The sequence below is a fragment of the Roseomonas gilardii genome (assembly GCF_001941945.1).
Lineage (GTDB): Bacteria > Pseudomonadota > Alphaproteobacteria > Acetobacterales > Acetobacteraceae > Roseomonas.
Map to the genome: position 1 here is coordinate 3362123 of NZ_CP015583.1, position 17943 is coordinate 3380065.

A 17943-nucleotide genomic window follows, 5' to 3' on the forward strand; every position below is an offset into this window, starting at 1 on the left:
CCGTGCCGACCCTGACCCTGCCGGGTGCCGACGGGCGCCTGGCGCCCTATACCACCGGCGCGCCGCGGGAGTTCCCCGTGGCGAAGCCGCCCTTCCCCCGCATAGCCCTGGCGGCCGCGCATCTGGTGGCCGATCCGCTGGCCGAGCAGGACCCCTGGCTCGACGTGAAGATCGACTGGGACCGCACCATCGCCTTCCGCCGCCATCTCTGGTCGCTGGGCCTGGGCGTGGCGGAGGCGATGGACACGGCGCAGCGCGGCATGGGCCTCGACTGGGCCGGGGCGCAGGAGCTGATCCGGCGCTCCCTCGACGCGATGAAGGACGTGCCCGGCGCGGTGATGGCCTCCGGCGCCGGCACCGACCATCTGGCGCCCGGGCCGGATGTCACGGTGGACGACGTGATCCGCGCCTATGAGGAGCAGTGCTCCGCCGTCGAGGGCATGGGCGGGCGCATCATCCTCATGGCCTCCCGCGCCCTGGCGAAGGCGGCGCGCGGGCCGGGCGACTATGTGCGCGTCTATGACCGCATCCTGCGGCAGGTGCGGGAGCCGGTGATCATCCACTGGCTGGGCGAGATGTTCGACCCGGCGCTGGAAGGCTACTGGGGGCATCACGACCACTGGAAGGCCATGGAGGTGGCGCTGGAGGTCATCGCCGACCATGCCGCCAAGGTGGACGGGGTGAAGATCTCCCTGCTCGACAAGGAGAAGGAGATCACCATGCGCCGCCGCCTGCCTGAAGGCGTGCGCATGTACACGGGCGACGACTTTAACTACGCCGAGACGATCGCCGGGGATTCCGAGGGGCATTCCGACGCGTTGCTCGGCATCTTCGACCCGATCGCCCCGGCGGTGGGCGGCGCGCTGGCCTGCCTGTCGCGGGACGACCTGCAGGGCTTCCACGACATCCTGGCGCCGACCGTGCCGCTCAGCCGGCACATCTTCAAGGCGCCGACCCGCTTCTACAAGACGGGCGTGGTCTTCATGGCCTGGCTGAACGGGCACCAGGACCATTTCACCATGGTCGGCGGGCAGCAGTCGGCCCGCTCCATCGGCCATTTCGCGGAGCTCTTCCGCCTCGCCGACAAGGCCGGGCTGCTGCGCGACCCGGACCTCGCCGCCACGCGTATGCGGCAGATCCTCGCGGTGCACGGCGTGTCATGAGCATGGCGAAGAGCGATCCCGGCCCCCTCTCCCTCAACACCGCCACGGTGAAGGAGCGCTGGGGGCTGGCGGAATGCATCGAGGGCTGCGCCCGGCACGGCATTCCCGGCATCTCCCCCTGGCGCGACGTGCTGCAGGCCATGGGGGTGGAAGAGGCGGCGCGGCAGATCCGCGATGCCGGGCTGCGCGTCACCGGCCTGTGCCGCGGCGGCATGTTCACGGCCCCCGATGCCGCCAGCCGCGCCGCCGCCATCGAGGACAACCGCCGCGCCATTGCCGAGGCCCATGCCATCGGCGCCGCCTGCCTCGTGATGGTCTGCGGCGGGCTGCCGCCCGGCTCCCGCGACCTGCCCGGGGCACGGGAGATGGTGCGGGAGGGGCTGCATGCCATCATGGGCGAGGCCCGCGATGCCGGCGTCACCATCGCGCTGGAGCCGCTGCACCCGATGACCTGCGCCGACCGCTCCGTGCTCGCCACGCTGGGGCAGGCGCTGGATCTCTGCGAGGAGCTGGGGCACGGCAGCGGCGTGGCGCTGGATGTCTATCATGTCTGGTGGGACCCGGACCTCGCCCGGCAGATGCGGCGTGCCAAGGGGAGGATCGCCGCCTTCCACACCTGCGACTGGCTGGTGCCCACCACGGACACGGTCTTCGACCGGGGCATGCCGGGCGACGGGGTGATCGACATTCCCGCCATCCGCGCCATGGCGGAGGAGGCCGGCTGGCCCGGCGGGGCGGAGGTGGAGATCCTGTCCCGCCGCTGGTGGGCGCGCGATCCGGACGAGGTGCTGCCGCTGCTGAAGGAGCGCCACCAGAGCGCCTGCTGACGTCATTCGCCTTTCGCGTCAGCAGGGCGCGAAGGGCACGGCCGGCCTTCCGGCGGAACCGCGGTGCGGACCCGTGCGGCCCGCACCCGCCCAATCAAGAAGAATACGCTCGGGAGAAGAACGGGAATGTCCCTCAACAGACGCGGCCTGCTGGCCGCCGGGCCGGCCCTGTCATGCCTGGCCCTTCCTTTCCTGGCCCGGCCCGCGCTGGCCCAAGGGAACGGTGCCCCGGGCAACGGTGCTCTATGGGCGCCGACGCATCCGGTGCGCTTCGTCGTCCCCTTCCCCGCCGGCGGTGCCACGGATGTGGTGGCACGCGTGCTGGGGGAACGGTTGCAGCAGCGCCTCGGCCAGCCGGTGGTGGTGGAGAACCGGACCGGCTCGGGCGGCAATCTCGGCATGGAGAATGCCGCGCATTCCGCCGCCGACGGCCATACGCTGGTGATGGCGACCATGGGGACGCTGAGCATCAACCAGCATCTGTACCGCAACCTCGGCTTCGATCCGGCGAAGAGCTTCGCCCCGATCTCCATGGCCTTCGGCACGGACCATGTGCTGATCGTCAATCCCGGAGTGCCCGCGCGGACGGCGCAGGACTTCGTGGCGCTGGCGAAGGAGAAGGGCGGCAGCATCAGCTATGGCTCGGCCGGTTCCGGCAGTTCCACCCATATGGTGGCGGAACTCTTCCGGCTCGCCGCCGGCATCCAGCCGATGCACGTGCCCTATCGCGGCAGCGCCCCGGCGCTGAACGACACGATCGCCGGGACGGTGCAGTTCATGCTGGACCAGCTTCCCTCCGCCATCGGCCAGATCCAGGCCGGCACGGTGCGTGCCCTGGCGACGACCGGCCCCCGGCGCTCCGCCCTCTTGCCGGAGGTGCCCACCATGGCGGAGGTCGGGCTGCCGGCGGCGGAGGCGACCTCCTGGGGAGCGGTCCTCGCGCCCGCCGGGACGCCGCCCGCCGCCATCGCCCGCTACAACCAGGCGATCCGCGAGATCCTGGCCGAGCCCGGGGCGCAGGAGCGCCTCGCCGCTGCCGGGGCGGATGCGGTCTCGTCCACGCCCGGGGAACTCGCCGCCACTATCCAGCGGGAAAGCGATAAGTGGGGCCGCGTGGTGCAGGAGGCGAAGATCACCGTGAACTGATGCACGGGGCGCGGCCCGCGCATCCGGCGTTGCGCCATGCCGGGGAAAGGTTCCGCCACCGGCGTGGCGCATCGGCCCTCCCGAGTTCGCATTGCCCTTGCCGGACAGTGAGGCCCGCCCCGCTCCTTGCCGGGGCGGAGCGCCGCCCTCACCAGCGATAGGCGAGCGTGGCGTAAACGGCGCGGCCGACGCCATAGGAACAGGAGCTCGAATAGCAGGCGGCGAAGTAGTCCTTGTCGCCCAGGTTGGTGCCCGTCACGGTCAGGCGCCACTGCTTGTAGTCCGCGCGCAGCATGGCGTCGTAGAGGGTGAAGCCCGGCGCGTGGAAGATCGGCGTGGTCGCCGTCGGTGCGTTGTTGGCCATGGTGTTGCCGACGTAGCGGATGCCCGCGCCGGCGCCGAGCGTCAGGTTCTCCGATACCGGATAGCTGTAGTCGGCCCAGAGCGAGGCCATGTGGTTGGGCACGGTGGTCAGGCGGCGGCCAAGATTGTTGGCGGTGCTGCGCGTCACCTCCGTTTCCTGCGCCGTATAGGCGCCGATCAGGCTGAGCCCGTCGGTGAGGGCGACATGCGCCTCCAGCTCCACGCCGCGCGACTGCGCCTCGCCCGTCTGGATGGAGTAGTTCGCATAGATCGGATCGGCGGTCGTGACGTTCTTCTGCGTCAGCTCGAAATAGGCGGCCGAGAAGAGGCTGCGGCTGCCGGGCGGCTGGTACTTCACGCCGCCCTCGTATTGCGTGCCGGTGGTGGGCTTGAAGGTGTCTCCGCCGCGCTGCGGCGCGTAGGTGCTGAGCACGGGCAGGAAGGAGGTGGCGTAGGAGATGTAGGGCGACAGGCCGAAGTCGAAGGCGTAGAGCAGCGCCGCGCGGCCGGTGAGGGCGCTGTCGTCCTGGCTGGTGTCGGTGCCGGTGCGGTTGTTGTGCGTGTCGGAGCTGGCCCAGTCCTGCCGTCCGGTCAGCGTCAGGATCCAGTTGCCCAGCCGCGCCTGGTCCTGCGCATAGAGGCCGAGCTGGTTCTGCTTCTGGTTGTTCAGGGTGACGCTGGTGGCGCCGCGCGGCAGGGTGGGCACGGTGCCGTAGGAGGGATCGTAGACATCCAGCGTCGTGGTGGCGCCGGCCCAGGTGCGGTTGCTGACGCGCTGGTAGCGGTAGTCGAGCCCGACCAGCGCGGTATGGCGCAGCGGGCCGGTGTCGAAGCGCGCCTCGGCCTGGTTGTCGAGGGTGAGCGAGGCGGCGAGCGGCTGGTTGATCGAGGCGACGCGGTTCACCCGGCGCCACTGTCCGGCGACGAGGCCGGAGGCGTAGATCGTGTTGTAGTCGAGGGACTGGTAGGTGTAGCGCAGGTTCTGCCGCAGCGTCAGCCAGTCGGTCGCCTGGTGCTCCAGCATGTAGCCGAGGCTGTACTGGCTCTTGCGGTAGGTGTCCCAGTCCGGCTCGCCGGTGGTGCGGCCGCGCGGGATCCTGCCGTTGGGGTTGTAGAGCGCCGTGCCCTGCGGCGGCAGCCACTGGCCGGTCACGCCGTTGTCGTCGCGCAGGTAGCTGCCGAGCAGGGTGAGCGTGGTGTCCGCGCTCGGGCGCCAGCGCAGCGAGGGCGCGAGGTAGATGCGGTTGTCGTGGCCGCCGTCGAATTCCGTGTCGGCGTCGCGGATCAGGCCGACGAAGCGGCCGAGTAGCGTGTCATCGCCGGTCAGGCTGCCGCCGACATCCCACATACCCTGGAGGCGGCCGAAGCTGCCGGTCTGGAAGGCGATCTGCCGCACCTGCCCGGGATAGGGCGTCTTGCTGACCGCGTTGACCAGGCCGCCCAGGTTGCCCTGGCCATAGAGGGCCGAGGTGGTGCCGCGCAGGAGTTCCATGCGCTCCATGCCCCAGGGCTCGATGCGGAAGGACTGTGCCGTGACGGGGGCCGGCACGCGCGTCCCGTCCAGGAAGACATCGGCGCTGAAGCCGCGGACGCTGAAATACTCGCCGCGGTAGTCCGTGCCGCTGCTGAAGGCGCCGGGGCTGTAGCGCAGGGCCTCGTTGACCGAGCCGATGTTCAGCTTCTCGATCTGGTCGCTGGTGATGACGGAGACGGATTGCGGCGTCTCGACCAGCGGGGTGTCGGTCTTGCTGCCGGTGGCGCTGCGCGTGGCGACCAGGCCCTCGACCGGGCCGCGCGCGGTTTCGGCCGGCCTGCCGCGACCCTCCACGGAGACGGTGGGCAGAACCACCGGCTGGTCGGCCGCCGCGCCGGATTGGCCGAAGGCGGCGGGGGCACCGGCCATCAGGCCAAGCATGCCCAGGCAGATGGGAAGCTGTCTTGAAGCTGCGGGAACGCGCACGATTCGTACCCTTGGAAGCGGGGCGTCACGCTTAGTTGATAATGGATATCAATCGCAATACCTTGATACATGAGCCCTTGGCATGGCCGGCGATACAGCGACCGAAGCGACCCTTGTGTTTGCGAATCACTTTTAATATCACTAATGGGTGAGCCGCGCCTGGGATTCCGCAACCTCCGCACGGGCACGGAACCGAACCGCAAGAGGCCGCGCTTGCCCCGAGACCTGGAGACCCTGTTCCGTCTGCATCATCGGGAGTTGCGGCACATGGCCTATGGGGGTGTGCGCTGTTCCGCCACGGCCGAGGACATCCTTCAGGACGCCTTCCTGCGCTATGCCGGGTCGGCCTCCGCAGCCTCCGTGGCCAATCCCTATGCCTTCCTGTGCCGGATCGTGGCCAATCTGGTGCGGGACGAACGACGCGTCAGGCGGAACCGGGGCCACCTCCTGCCCCTGGAGGACGCGGAAGCCTGCCCGGCCGCGGAGATCTCCCAGGAACGCCGGCTGGCGGACCGTCAGGCGCTGGCGATCCTCGTCGCCGCGCTTCATGAGCTGCCCCATGACTGCCGCCGCGCGCTGCTGCTGAACCGGCTCGACGGGTTCACCCATGCCGAGATCGGCCAGCGGCTCGGCATCTCGACCAGCATGGTCACCAAGCATATCATCCGCGCTCTGCGCCATTGCCAACGCCGCCTTGGCCCGGTCTGACCTTGCGGCGCGGGCAAGCCGGCCAGCCCGCTGCGCGACAGCACCGGAGCCAGTGCCATGCCATCCCTCCCCCAGGCTCGCGACCCGCTGGACGAACCGCTCGACCCGCTGAGCGAGACCGCGCTGCAATGGGTGGTCCACCTGCACTCCGGCATGGCGACCCCGCAGGACAAGGCTGCCTATGAGGCTTGGCGGAGCAGCGGGCCCGGGCCCGCCGCCGCGGCTTCCGAGGCGGAAAGGCTCTGGCAGGGCCTGGGCGCGGCACGGGGGCGACGTTCCCTCCTTCCTGGCCTGGCCGCCCTCGCCGTCGCCGGCGGGGCCGCGGCGCTGTCCGTGCAGGGCGGGCTGCTGCCGCGTCCGGACCGTCTCTGGACGGATATCAGCACGGCCACGGAACGCCGCCACCTCACCCTGCCGGATGGCTCGGAGCTGGAGGTGGATGCCGCCACGCGGCTGGACCTCGCCTATGACGCGGAACGGCGCGGCCTCGTCCTGCATGCGGGGCGCATCCATGTCCATGTCGCCCCGGAGCCCGGCCGCCCCTTCGATGTCCGCGCCGCCGGCGGCACCACCCGCGCCCTGGGCACGCAGTTCGCCGTTTCCCGGGACGGGGATGCCGTCGCGGTCGTGGTGTCGGAACATGCTGTCCGGGTGAGCTATGCGGGGCGGGCCGTGGAGGTCCCGGTGGCCCAGGGCGTCGCATACGCGCCCGGGACCGGGCTGGGGGAACCGCAGCCGGTCGATCTGGCGGCCGAGACGGCCTGGCGCCGGGGGACGCTCGTCTTCCATGGCAGGCGCCTGGCGGAAGTGGTCGGAGAGATCGGCCGGTATCGCAGCGGCTGGATCCTGATCCCCGATGCGGTCCTGCGGGAACGACGGATCACGGGCGTGTTTCCGGCCAACGACGGCGACGCCTTCCTCGCGGCCCTGCCCTCCCTGTTGCCGGTCAGGCTGCGCCGCTTCCCCCTGGTGACGGTCATCGAACCCCTGTCGTGAGCCGCCCGGCGGGGGCCGGAAGGACATATTTCGTTCCGGAATCATATCTTCGTTGTCGTAACGCCGCGCTCCTTCGTCCCTGGCTTTGAAGCAACGACAATCCGGACGAGAGATCGATGGCGAGGAATGCCGGGCGGCGGAAGCCGCGGGGATGGAGGACGGCCGGCTGGGTGCTGGCGGCCCTGGCGGCCGCATCGCCGGCCGGGCGGGCGCTGGCGCAATCCCGGGTGGAGGCGCCCGCGACGGCCTTCTCCATACCGCCGGGTCCGATAGGCGGAGCCCTCACGCGCTTCGGCGAGGCTTCCGGGCTGCGCGTGCTCGCCCTCAGCCAGGAGCTCGAAGGCCGCCGGTCGCCCGGTGTCTCGGGGAGGATGCCGGCGGAGGAGGCACTGCGCAGGCTGCTGGCCGGCACCGGCCTCGGCTACCGTTTCTCGGATGCCGGCAGCGTCACGATCGTCGTGCTGCCTCCGCCAGCCGCCACGGGTGGCGTGGCCGTGGATGGCGATGCCGTCCTGATCCCTCCCGTGGATGTCCAGGGCCGCGTGGGGCGCGGCTGGGCGCCGGCACCGGGCCTCATCGCCGAGGCCACCAACACCGGCACCAAGACCGACACGCCGATCATCGAGACGCCGCAATCCATCTCCGTCGTCACGCGCGACCAGATGGACCGCCAGGCGGTGCAGACGGTCTCCGACGCGTTGCGCTTCGTGCCGGGCGTGGTGACGGGCACGGCGGGCAACCAGACGCGCTACGACAGCATCTTCCTGCGCGGCTTCGGCGGCTTCGCCAATGATTCCGCCTTCGTGAACTACATGGACGGGCTCAAGCTGCTGCGCGATGTCCGCATCTCGCCGCAGATCGACCCCTGGGCGCTGGAGCGGGTGGAGGTGTTCCGCGGCCCGTCCTCGGTGCTCTACGGCCAGGCCAATCCCGGCGGCTTCGTGAACCTCGTCAGCCGCCGCCCCACCGAAACGCGCTTCGGCGAGGTGAACCTGCAGGCCGGCACGAACGAGCGGAAGCAGGCCGCCTTCGACCTGGGCGGGCCGATCGACGCGGACGGGAAGTTCCTCTACCGCCTGACCGGACTGATGCGGAACGCGGAGAGCGACGTTCCCTACCAGAGCGACCGCCGGGTGCTGATCGCCCCCGCCCTCACCTGGCGGCCGGATGCCGATACCTCGGTCACCTTCCTCGGCCAGTACCAGCACGATGCCGACGCGCCGAATTTCGGCATCGCGCCGTATAACGGCTCCGTCCTGCCGAACATCAACGGCCGCCTGCCGGCCACCTTCTTCCAGGGCGATCCGAACTGGAACGAGCTGCAGCGCACGCAGTGGCTCGGCGGCTGGCTGGCCGAGCACCGGCTGAACAACGTCTTCACCATCCGGCAGAACTTCCGCTACCAGAACTTCTCGGCGGACACGAAGGACGTCTCGATCGGCTCCCTCGCGGCGGATCAGCGCAGCCTGAGCCGCACCTTCAGCCTGTTCCGCCACCGCTACGAGGCGGTGACGCTGGATAACCAGGTGCAGGCCGATTTCGCGACCGGCCCCCTGTCGCACACGCTGCTGGTGGGCCTGGACTACCAGCATCTCTGGGGCGACTTCCGCTTCGGCCAGACGGCGGGCCCCGCGCTCGACATCTTCCAGCCGGTCTATGGCGTGAACTTCACCGCCCCCACCCTCACCAACATGCGCAAGACCGATGCCGACCAGATCGGGATCTACGTGCAGGACCAGGTCCGGCTGGACCACTGGGTCCTGTCGCTGGGGGGGCGGCATGACTGGGCCGACAGCCGGCTGACGAGCATCTCGCTCGCCGCGCGGCGCGGCAGCACGAGCGAGCAGTCGGACAGCGCCTTCACCGGCAAGGCCGGGCTGCTCTACCTCTTCGACAACGGCATCGCGCCCTATGTCAGCTACTCCGAATCCTTCGAGCCGCAGATCGGCACGACGCTGGAGGGCAAGGCCTACGAGCCGACCGAGGGCCGGCAGTACGAGGCCGGGATCAAGTACCAGCCGCCCGGACGCAACAGCTTCGTCACCCTCGCGGCCTATAACCTGACGCGCACGAACCTGCTGACGCCGGACCTTCGCGCGCCCACGCTGTACAGCGTGCAGACCGGCGAGGTGCGCGTGCGCGGCATCGAGCTGGAGGCGAAGGCCCGCCTGCTCGACGGGCTGGATGTCCTGGCCTCCTATGCCCTCCAGGACGCGGAGGTCACGAAGGATAACGGCACCGCCTCCGCCCCCAGCGCCCAGGGCAAGCGCCCCACGGCCGTGCCGCGGAACACGGCCTCCGCCTGGGCGGAGTACACCTTCGCGGGCGGGCCGCTCAACGCGCTCTCGGTCGGCGGCGGCATCCGCTATGTCGGCTCCACCTATGCCGACCGGCAGAACACGATCAAGGTGGATTCCTACACGCTGTGGGATGCCAGCATCCGCTACGACCTGGGCGCCAACATCGCGGCGCTGAAGGGGATGAGCCTCGCCGTCAATGGCCAGAACATCGGCAACCAGCGCTATGTCGCCGCCTGCGACCAGTACAACGGCTGCTATTTCGGCGCGAGGCGCAGCGTGATCGCGACGCTGCGCTACCGCTGGTGAGCGGCTGGCGGACGGGGCGGCGCCCCGTCCTCGCGGCCGCCGCCGTGATGCTCGCCGCCCCAGCCGTCATTCCCGCCATGGCCCAGTCCGCGCGGGAGGTGACGGACGGGCTCGGCCGGCATCTCGTGCTGCGGGCGCCGGTGCGCCGGGTCGTGCTGGCGGAGGCGAACGACCTCCTGCTCCTGGCGCTCGTCCACCCCGATCCGGTGGACCTGCTGGTCGGCTGGGGTGGGGTGGGACGCTTCGACCGGCCGCTGCTGGACGAGTGGCAGCGGCGCGAACCGCGTCTGGGCCATCTGCCCACGATCGGCGGCGACACGCCCGACAGCGTCTCGCTCGAACGCATCCTGGCCCTGTCGCCCGACCTGGTGCTGATGCCCCGCCTCTTCAGCCCGCAGGGCATGCTGGTCCGCCAACTGGAGGAGGCGGGGGTCACCGTGGCCTTCGTCTCCTCGCCCTCTCCGGGCAGCCGTGCCTGGGACATGGCGCCGGTGGTGACCATCATGGGCCGGCTGCTGGATCGCGAGCGCCAGGCCGGGGAATACGCGGATTTCTACCGGCGGCGCATCGAGCGGATCGCGGCGCGGGTCGCGGGGGCCGGGCCCGGCCCCCGGGTGATGGTGGAGGCCCATGCCGGCCGCGCGGTCTGCTGCGCCTCCCCCGGGCGGCAGGGCAGCATGGGTGACTTCATCGACCTGGCCGGCGGCGAGAACATCGCCGCCCCGGTGCTGCCGGTGCCGATCGGGCAGATCAGCCTGGAATACGCGGTCTCGCGCGCGCCGGAGGTCTATATCGGCACGGGCGGTGCCTATCTCGCGGCGGAGGGCGGGCTGGTGCTCGGCCCCGGCCAGGGGGAGGAGCGGGCCCGCGCCAGCCTGGCGGCGACCCTGCGCCGGCCCGGCATCGCCACCCTGCCCGCGGTGCGGAACGGGCGGGCGCACGGGCTCTGGCACCAGCTCGTCTCCTCGCCGATCAGCGTCCTGGCGGCCGAGGTCATGGCCCAATGGATCCGCCCCGAGCTGTTCGGGGACCTCGATCCCGCCGCGAGCCTCGCCACGCTGAACGAACGCTTCCTGCCCGTCAGCCTGCGGGGCTGCCTGTGGGTCAGCGCCACGCCACCGGTTCCCTGAGGAGTGTCCCCCATGCCGAGCGCCGAGACACGCTTCCGCCTTTCCGATCCCGAGCGGCGCATCGCAGCGCTTTGCGAGGTGCTGGCGGAACTCGATGTGGAGATCACCGGGCGGCCGGAGGGCCGGCGCCACGCGCTCTTTCACTTCGGGGAAGCGGAGCTGGAGCATGGCGAGGGGGAGGTCCGCTTCCGGGCGGAGGCGCCCGACCTTTCCGGCCTGGCTTCGGTGAAGCTGACGCTCATCGGCCGCCTGGCGCAGCTGGTTCCGGCGGAACCCCTCGACGTCGTCTGGAACGGCGACGGGACGGAGCTGTCCGTGCCGCCGAACTTCCGGCTGATGCGGGTCGTTTCCGCCCGGTGGGTCACGCCGCACATGCGCCGCCTGACCCTGGCGGGCGAGGCGCTGGACCGCTTCGCATCCCCCGACCACATCCACGTCAAGCTGCTCATCGCCCCGGACGGCGGCGACCCGGCCTGGCCCACACTCGACGCCTCGGGCCGTCTGGTGCCGGTGGTGGATCACCGCCGGCCGGCAGTGCGGACCTATACGCTGCGCCATGTGGACCCCGTGCGTGGAGAGGTGGAGATCGACCTGGTCGCGCATGGCGACGAAGGGCCGGGCTCGCGCTTCGCCCTCATGGCGAGGCCGGGGGACGAGGTGGGCATGATGGGGCCCGGCGGCAGCGGGGCGCACAACGGCGCGGCGGACTGGATCCTGCTGGTCGGGGACGAGACGGCGCTGCCGGCGATCGCCCGCATGGCGGAGGGGCTGCCGCCCGATGCGAAAGGCGTCGCCCTGATCGAGGTCGCCGACGCGGCGGAGCAGCAGGCGATACGCCATCCGCCGGGCCTGGAGATCCGCTGGCTGCACCGTGGCGGCGCCCCGGCCGGGACGACGCGGCACCTGCTGGAAGCGGCTCTGGCCCTTCCCTGGCCCGGGCCGGATATCCGCGTCTTTGCCTGGGCGGGCTGCGAGTACGAGACCTTCCGGGCACTCCGCAAGCACTGGCGCGAGAGCTGTGGCCTGCGGAAGGAGGATCATCTCGCCCTGGCCTATTGGCGCCACGGGGTCCGGGAGGGCGAGTTCAAGAAGCACTGAGCGGCAGGTCCGGGCGGCGGGCGGGGCGGTCCCGGACCGACCGGTCGGGTCTCGTCGGACCGGCGCGGCACGTCAATGCCGCGGCGGAAGGACGCCGAAGGCCGTCCAGCGGTCACGAAGCGCCCGCATCCCGGGGGGCGCCTCGGCGGCCGGGGATTCCAGCGCGGCGCGGGCCATGGCCATCGCCTCCGCCGTCGCCGGCAGGGCGGTGCCGAGCGCGGGAGCGACCAGCCAGCCGGGGCCTCCATCCCGGGCGAGGTGCCGGTTCAGCGCCCAGGCGGCGGCGGGGTCCGGCAGGGCACGGGCCACCGGGTGCGCGCAGGCGCTCCACAACAGCATCTGGACGGCCTGGTTGAGCATGGCGGGGTGCGGGGAGAAGCCCGGCAGCCGGGCCAGCTCGGCCACCGTGCGGGGGGCCTGTGCCAGCGCGTCCAGGATCGGCCCGAACAGGGCCCTGTCGCCGCTCACCCGGCCGATGGGGGTGTCGAAATGGAGGTCCTGCCCGCCGGAGGGCGCGCCCGGCAGGGCGGCAAGGGCCAGGGCTCCCAGCGCCTCCATGTGCCGAGCGGGGGAGAGCGGGCCGCCGCCGCGCTGGTAGAGATCCCGCCGCAGGGACTGGTTGCGGGCCATGTCCCGGACGGTTTCCGCGACCGAAGGGGCCTGGATGCCGGCCAGCAGCGGGCGTGTGGCGGCCGGGAGGCTGACGGCATCGATGTTGTCGGCCGGCGTGGCGCTGCCGCGATAGGTGCAGCCGGCGGCGGCGAATTCCTCCATCATCGTGGCGACGTGGAATGGCTCCCACCCGGCCGTCAGCAGCTCATGCGCCAGGGCATCCCGGTCCTGCCGGGCGGCCGAGGCCAGGCGCAGCTTCTCCTGCGGATAGGCGGCATAGAAGCCGGCGCCGGCTTCCGAGAGGCGCGACAGGAAGGCGAGGCCATGCCGCGCGCGTTCGGCGGAACTCCCGGCCAGCGTCTCCCCGTAGCGGCGGGCCAGATGCTGGGCGGCGGCGGCGGCCGAAAGCCCCGGATGCGTCATGTAGTGCGCATAGACGATGGCCCCCCGGCCTGAGGAAACGCGCCACGAAGCGGAAGAAGGCCTGGCGCTGCGGCCGGGAGATCCAGGACAGGACCCCATGCGTGACGATGGCGTCGAAGGGCTCCAGCGGCTCTCCCTCCGGCCCGTCCCAGGCATCGAAGCCGGCATGGATGACGCGGAGGTTGCGCAGGCCGGCCGCCGTCGCCGCGGCCCGGGCCTGATCCACATGGCGGGCATTGGCATCGATGGCGACGAACTCCGCCCGGGGATGGGTCGCGGCGGCGACGAGGCTGTTGAGCCCCGTGCCGCAGCCGAGCTCGCACCAGCGGAAGGGCCGCGCGATGTCCGGCATGGCATGGCCGAGGCCCCGGGCGACGGCGTCGATCCAGGCCGGCGTCATTTCCCGGTGGAACTGCGCCGGATAGGTCACGTCGTGGATGTAGTCGTCGGTCTCGCTCATGGATGGGCGTCGGTTCCTGGCAGGGGGGGCGGAAGGCGCGTCCTGCGGCCCCTGCCGGCGATCCTGTCCAGGTCGGTGCCTTCTTGGATGTAGACGGATGAGACAGCCGAAGGGACAGCGGCGAAGGGGCGTCCTCTGTACAAGCTCGGAAGACGTCCCGGATCTGGCTACGCATTCATCCGTTCTGAAGGCAAAACGTTATAGGAATCAGAGACATGGCAAGCCTGTAGGGGCTCTATCAGGCGGGGGATGGGCTGAATTCATATTGCGATCAATTCGCATTTGCTTCATAGACCGTCACCGAGTTGTTACAACATTCGGTCCCCTGACATGCTGTCCAGCCACGCCGGCGATCTCTGCGAGAATCTCTATGCCGACTATCGTGGCTGGCTGGTCTCGTGGCTCGGCAAGCGGATGCGTTGCAACGACAAGGCCAGCGACATCGTCCAGGACCTGTTCTGCCGCCTGGTCGAACGGCCGCCCTCGGCCATCGGCAAGCCGCGCGCCTTCCTCGCCACCAGCGCCATCCGGCTGCTGATCGACCAGCGACGGCGTTCGGCCGTGGAGCAGGCCTATCTCGAAGCCCTCGCGGTGGCGGAACAGAGGAACAGTGCCGCCTCTCCCCTGGAGACCTATGAAGCGGTGGAAACGCTCACCGCCATCGCCTGCATGCTGGAGGGCATGGCGGAGCGCCCGCGCCGGGCCTTCCTGCTGAACCGCCTGGAGGGGCTCAGTTATGCCGAGATCGCGGCGGAACTCGGGGTCTCCACCAGCATGGTGAAGCAGTACATGGCCAGTGCCCTGGTGCATTGCTACAGCATCGCCCATCCGCCGGCATGACGGAGCCCACCCCGGACATGGTGCGCCATGCCGCCGACTGGCATGCGGCGCTCAGTTCCGGCGATGCAACGGAAGCCGACTTCGCGCGATGCTCCGCCTGGCAGTCGGAGCATCCGGCCCAGGCCGAGGCCTTCCGCCGCATCGAGCGGATCATGGGCCGGCTGGACGGCCTGCCTCCCGGCCCGGCGCGGGAAGCGTTGCGAGCGGGTGGCGTGGCGTCGCGGCAGGCGCGGCGGCTGATCGCGGGCGGGGCCGTGCTGGGGCTGCTCGTCCCCCTCGCCCTGGCCTCGGCGGACTGGCCGTGGATCACCGCCGACTATCACACCGGCACGGGCGAGATCGCCGAACGGACGCTTCCGGACGGCACGCGCGTCACGCTGGCGTCCAACAGCGCCATCCGCATCGACTACGACCGGCCGGAGCGGCGCATCCAGCTTGTACGCGGCGAGATCATGCTGGATGTCGCGCGCGATCCCGTCCGGCCGCTGCTGGTGGAGACCGCGCAAGGCAGCCTGCAGGCGCTGGGGACACGCTTCGCGGTGCGGCGGGGGGAGTCCGGCTCGGACACGGATGTCATCGTCGAGGAATCCTCGGTGGAGGCCTGCGCCGCCGGGGGCAACTGCCTGGTGCTGAAGCCGGGTGATTCGGCGCATCTGCGAGGGCATCATGTGGAAGGCCCCATCCCGGTTCCGGCGGATGCGACGGCCTGGACGCGCGGTCTGCTGGTGGCCGATGCCATGCCGCTGGCGCAAGTGCTTGCCGAGCTGTCCCGCTATCATGCCGGCTTCCTGCGATACGACGCCTCGCGGCTCGCCGATCTCAGGGTCTCCGGGGTCTTTCCGCTGCGCGATACGGCCACGGCGCTGACCGCGCTGTCCGCCGCCCTGCCCATCGAGGTGCACCGGTACACCGGATTCTTCCTGGCCGTGGAGCGTCGCTAGAAAAAGCGCGGCGCCGCTGTCCCTGCGACGATCTCATCCGTCTGCATCTGCAGGAACTCACCGCACCCGGATGAATCGCTCATGTATTCCAGGACTCACCGCTACGCGCGCCTCGGGCGCACGCTCAGGGCCGCGCTGCTGGGCAGCGTGACTCTCGCGGCGCTGCCGTGCGGAGTGGCCCTGTCCCAGGACATCGCGCCCGCGCGTGCCGCCAGCTACAACATCCCGCCGGGCCCGCTCGGGGCGGCCCTGAACAGCTTCGCCCAGCAGGCCGGCGTCACCCTGTCCTTCAACTCGGCGCAGGTCCAGGGCCTGCGCAGCAACGGGCTGAGGGGGGAGACGAACATCGTCAGCGGTTTCTCCACCCTGCTCGCCGGCACGGGGCTGGAGGCGCATTCCAACGACGGCGCCATCTTCACCCTGCGATCCGCGACCCAGGCCGGCAGCGCGGCGGCGCCGTCGCCGGACGGGATGGTCATGCTGCCCGAGGTCAGCGTGGTCGCCACGGCGGAGGAGGAGCTGCTCCAGGCGCCAGGCGTGTCGATCATCACGCGCGAGGACATCCAGCGCATGCCGCCCGCGAACGACATCTCCGAGATCGTGCGGACGATGCCGGGCGTGAACCTCACCGGCAACTCCTCCTCCGGCCAGTATGGCAACAACCGCCAGATCGACCTGCGCGGCATGGGGCCGGAGAACACCCTCATCCTGATCGACGGCAAGCCGGTCCGCTCGCGCAACTCCGTCCGCATGGGCCGGAGCGGCGAGCGCAACACGCGCGGCGATTCCAACTGGGTGCCGGCCGATGCCATCGACCGCATCGAGGTGATCCGGGGGCCGGCGGCCGCGCGCTACGGCTCGGGCGCCTCCGGCGGCGTCGTCAACATCATCACCAAGCCGCCGACCGACGAGACGCATGGCAGCGTCACCCTCTATGCGCTGCAGCCGGAAGACCGGCGGGAGGGCGATGGCCGCCGCGTGACCGCCACGCTCTCCGGACCGACGACGGTTCCGGGCTTCAGCTACCGCCTCTATGGGAACTTCAACCGAACGGACGCGGACAGCCTGGATCTGAACAGGGCCGCCTCGGGAACCGCGGCGGATGCCACGCCGCCCGCCGGGCGGGAGGGCGTGGAGAACCGCGACGTCAACGGACTGCTGCGCTGGGACATCAATCCGCGGCATGTGGTCGAGCTGGAGTTGGGCTACAGCCGGCAGGGCAACATCTATGCCGGCGACCGCGCGGTGAGCAGCGCCGGCAGCGCGCTGCTGAGCCAGCTCGCCAACGAGGGCGCCGAGACCAACATCATGACGCGGACCACCACCTCGCTGGCGCATCGCGGCGACTGGGGATGGGCGGATTCGCGCGCGCTGTTCCAGTACGAGGGAACGGTCAACAAGCGGCTCGTGGAGGGCCTCGCGGGTTCCAGCGAAGGCAGCATCAACACCGAAACCGGCTTCAACACGGCGCATCTCAACAACTACACCCTGAATGGCGAGATCAACATCCCGCTGGAACTGCTCTTTCCGCAGCGCCTGACCATCGGGGCCGAGTATTTCGGCGAGAACCTCAAGGACCCCGGCTCCGTGGCCCAGGCCTTCTCCGGCGGCGCCATTCCTGGCATCGACCAAGCCAACCGTCCCGGCAGCGCCAACGCGGAGACCTATTCCGCCTTCATCGAGGACAACATCTCCGCGACGACCCGGCTGACCGTGACGCCGGGCGTGCGCTTCGACCGGCACAGCCAGTTCGGCTCCAACTGGAGCCCGTCGCTCAACGCGTCCTATGAGGTGCTGGACGGCCTTTCCCTGAAGGGCGGCATCGCCCGTGCCTTCAAGGCGCCGAACCTTTATCAGTCGAACCCCAACTACATCTACTACACCATGGGCAATGGCTGTCCGGTCGATTTCCCGTCCCTCGGTGCCGGTTGCTATGTCCAGGGCAATGCGGACCTGAAGGCCGAGCACAGCATCAACAAGGAGATCGGCCTGGCCTATAACCGGGGCGGCTTCAGCAGCAGCGTGACCTATTTCCACAACGACTACCGCGACAAGATCGTCGCCGGCATCATCCCGGTCGGGCAGACGGCGACCCGTGGCCGCATCCTGCGCTGGGAAAACACGCCGGAAGCCGTCGTCCAGGGCATCGAGGGCAACATCCTGATCCCGATCCTCGACGGCCTCGCCTGGAACACCAACGTCACCTACATGATCGAGAGCAAGGACAAGGCGACGGGCCAGCCGCTTTCCCTGATCCCCGAATACACGATCAACAACTCGCTCGACTGGCAGGCCCGCGACGACCTCTCCTTCCGGCTCGCCATGACGCATTACGGGCGCCAAGAGGCCCGGACCATCGACTCGCTGGGGGGCGCCAATACCGGCGCCGAACTGTGGGAACGCAAGCCCTATACCGTGGTCGATGTCAGCGGCAGCTATTTCATCAGCGACAATACGCGGCTGACCGCAGGCATCAACAACCTGTTCGACGAGCAGCTGTTCCGCCAGGCGAATTCCAGCGGCGCGGGCGCCAATACCTACAACGAACCGGGACGCGCCTATTTCGTGAGCCTGACCGCCAGCTTCTGAGGCCGCGCCTTCCGCTCCTCCAGGGGGAGCGGGAGCAGCGGGGTTATCGCAATGCAGCCACATGACATCAACGGAGATGAA

Annotated in this window: 13 protein-coding genes and 1 pseudogene; 11 read left to right on the forward strand and 3 right to left on the reverse strand. The window is 70.3% G+C overall.

Annotation, left to right across the window (positions count from 1 at the left end):
• Positions 1-2 precede the first annotated feature (2 nt).
• The 3 genes from RGI145_RS15435 (at position 3) to RGI145_RS15445 (ending at position 3136) form a co-directional block, all read left to right on the forward strand.
• On the forward strand, positions 3-1163 hold the full coding sequence (locus tag RGI145_RS15435) for a dihydrodipicolinate synthase family protein (RefSeq protein ID WP_075799049.1): 1161 nt from the start codon (positions 3-5) through the stop codon (positions 1161-1163).
• Positions 1160-1990: a sugar phosphate isomerase/epimerase family protein gene (locus RGI145_RS15440; protein ID WP_083670801.1), complete on the forward strand. Its 831-nt coding sequence runs from the start codon at positions 1160-1162 to the stop codon at positions 1988-1990. Before RGI145_RS15435 ends, RGI145_RS15440 begins: the two co-directional genes overlap by 4 nt.
• Before the next feature lie 126 nt (positions 1991-2116).
• Positions 2117-3136, forward strand: coding sequence for a Bug family tripartite tricarboxylate transporter substrate binding protein (locus RGI145_RS15445; protein ID WP_075799051.1), 1020 nt, complete (start codon positions 2117-2119; stop codon positions 3134-3136).
• A 148-nt stretch (positions 3137-3284) separates the two neighbouring features.
• Here the strand turns inward: RGI145_RS15445 and RGI145_RS15450 are convergent, their stop codons facing one another.
• Positions 3285-5402 carry a TonB-dependent siderophore receptor gene (locus tag RGI145_RS15450; RefSeq protein ID WP_075800108.1) on the reverse strand — a complete coding sequence of 706 codons (2118 nt, stop codon included), beginning with the start codon at positions 5400-5402 and terminating at the stop codon, positions 3285-3287.
• 270 nt (positions 5403-5672) lie between these two features.
• Here RGI145_RS15450 and RGI145_RS15455 point away from each other — a divergent pair, with 270 nt between their 5' ends.
• The 5 genes from RGI145_RS15455 to RGI145_RS15475 all read left to right on the forward strand — a co-directional run bounded on the left by RGI145_RS15455 (position 5673) and on the right by RGI145_RS15475 (position 11997).
• Positions 5673-6167, forward strand: a complete 495-nt coding sequence (locus RGI145_RS15455; RefSeq protein WP_075800109.1) for an RNA polymerase sigma factor — start codon at positions 5673-5675, stop codon at positions 6165-6167.
• Positions 6168-6224: 57 nt separating this feature from the next.
• Complete coding sequence (locus tag RGI145_RS15460; protein WP_075799052.1) at positions 6225-7163, forward strand: FecR family protein; 939 nt, start codon at positions 6225-6227, stop codon at positions 7161-7163.
• 170 nt (positions 7164-7333) lie between these two features.
• On the forward strand, positions 7334-9769 hold the full coding sequence (locus tag RGI145_RS15465; protein WP_167668295.1) for a TonB-dependent siderophore receptor: 2436 nt from the start codon (positions 7334-7336) through the stop codon (positions 9767-9769).
• Positions 9766-10899 carry an ABC transporter substrate-binding protein gene (locus RGI145_RS15470; protein WP_083670809.1) on the forward strand — a complete coding sequence of 378 codons (1134 nt, stop codon included), beginning with the start codon at positions 9766-9768 and terminating at the stop codon, positions 10897-10899. Before RGI145_RS15465 ends, RGI145_RS15470 begins: the two co-directional genes overlap by 4 nt.
• Positions 10900-10911: 12 nt before the next feature.
• A complete protein-coding gene (locus tag RGI145_RS15475) occupies positions 10912-11997 on the forward strand; it encodes a siderophore-interacting protein (protein ID WP_075799054.1) in 1086 nt (361 codons plus the stop codon).
• 72 nt (positions 11998-12069) lie between these two features.
• Here the strand turns inward: RGI145_RS15475 and RGI145_RS15480 are convergent, their stop codons facing one another.
• Both RGI145_RS15480 and RGI145_RS26215 read right to left on the reverse strand, forming a co-directional pair.
• Positions 12070-13032, reverse strand: coding sequence for a methyltransferase regulatory domain-containing protein (locus tag RGI145_RS15480; RefSeq protein ID WP_075799055.1), 963 nt, complete (start codon positions 13030-13032; stop codon positions 12070-12072).
• Positions 13033-13060: 28 nt separating this feature from the next.
• Positions 13061-13492 (reverse strand): annotated as a pseudogene (locus tag RGI145_RS26215) (class I SAM-dependent methyltransferase); the annotation flags it as partial.
• Positions 13493-13822: 330 nt separating this feature from the next.
• Here RGI145_RS26215 and RGI145_RS15490 point away from each other — a divergent pair.
• The 3 genes from RGI145_RS15490 (at position 13823) to RGI145_RS15500 (ending at position 17862) form a co-directional block, all read left to right on the forward strand.
• Positions 13823-14332 (forward strand): sigma-70 family RNA polymerase sigma factor, encoded by a 510-nt coding sequence (locus tag RGI145_RS15490; protein WP_075799057.1) that lies wholly within the window; start codon positions 13823-13825, stop codon positions 14330-14332.
• On the forward strand, positions 14329-15273 hold the full coding sequence (locus RGI145_RS15495) for a FecR family protein (RefSeq protein WP_075799058.1): 945 nt from the start codon (positions 14329-14331) through the stop codon (positions 15271-15273). Before RGI145_RS15490 ends, RGI145_RS15495 begins: the two co-directional genes overlap by 4 nt.
• 81 nt (positions 15274-15354) lie before the next feature.
• Entirely contained in the window at positions 15355-17862 is a 2508-nt protein-coding gene (locus tag RGI145_RS15500) for a FepA family TonB-dependent siderophore receptor (protein ID WP_237183092.1), read from the forward strand.
• Positions 17863-17943 lie beyond the last annotated feature (81 nt).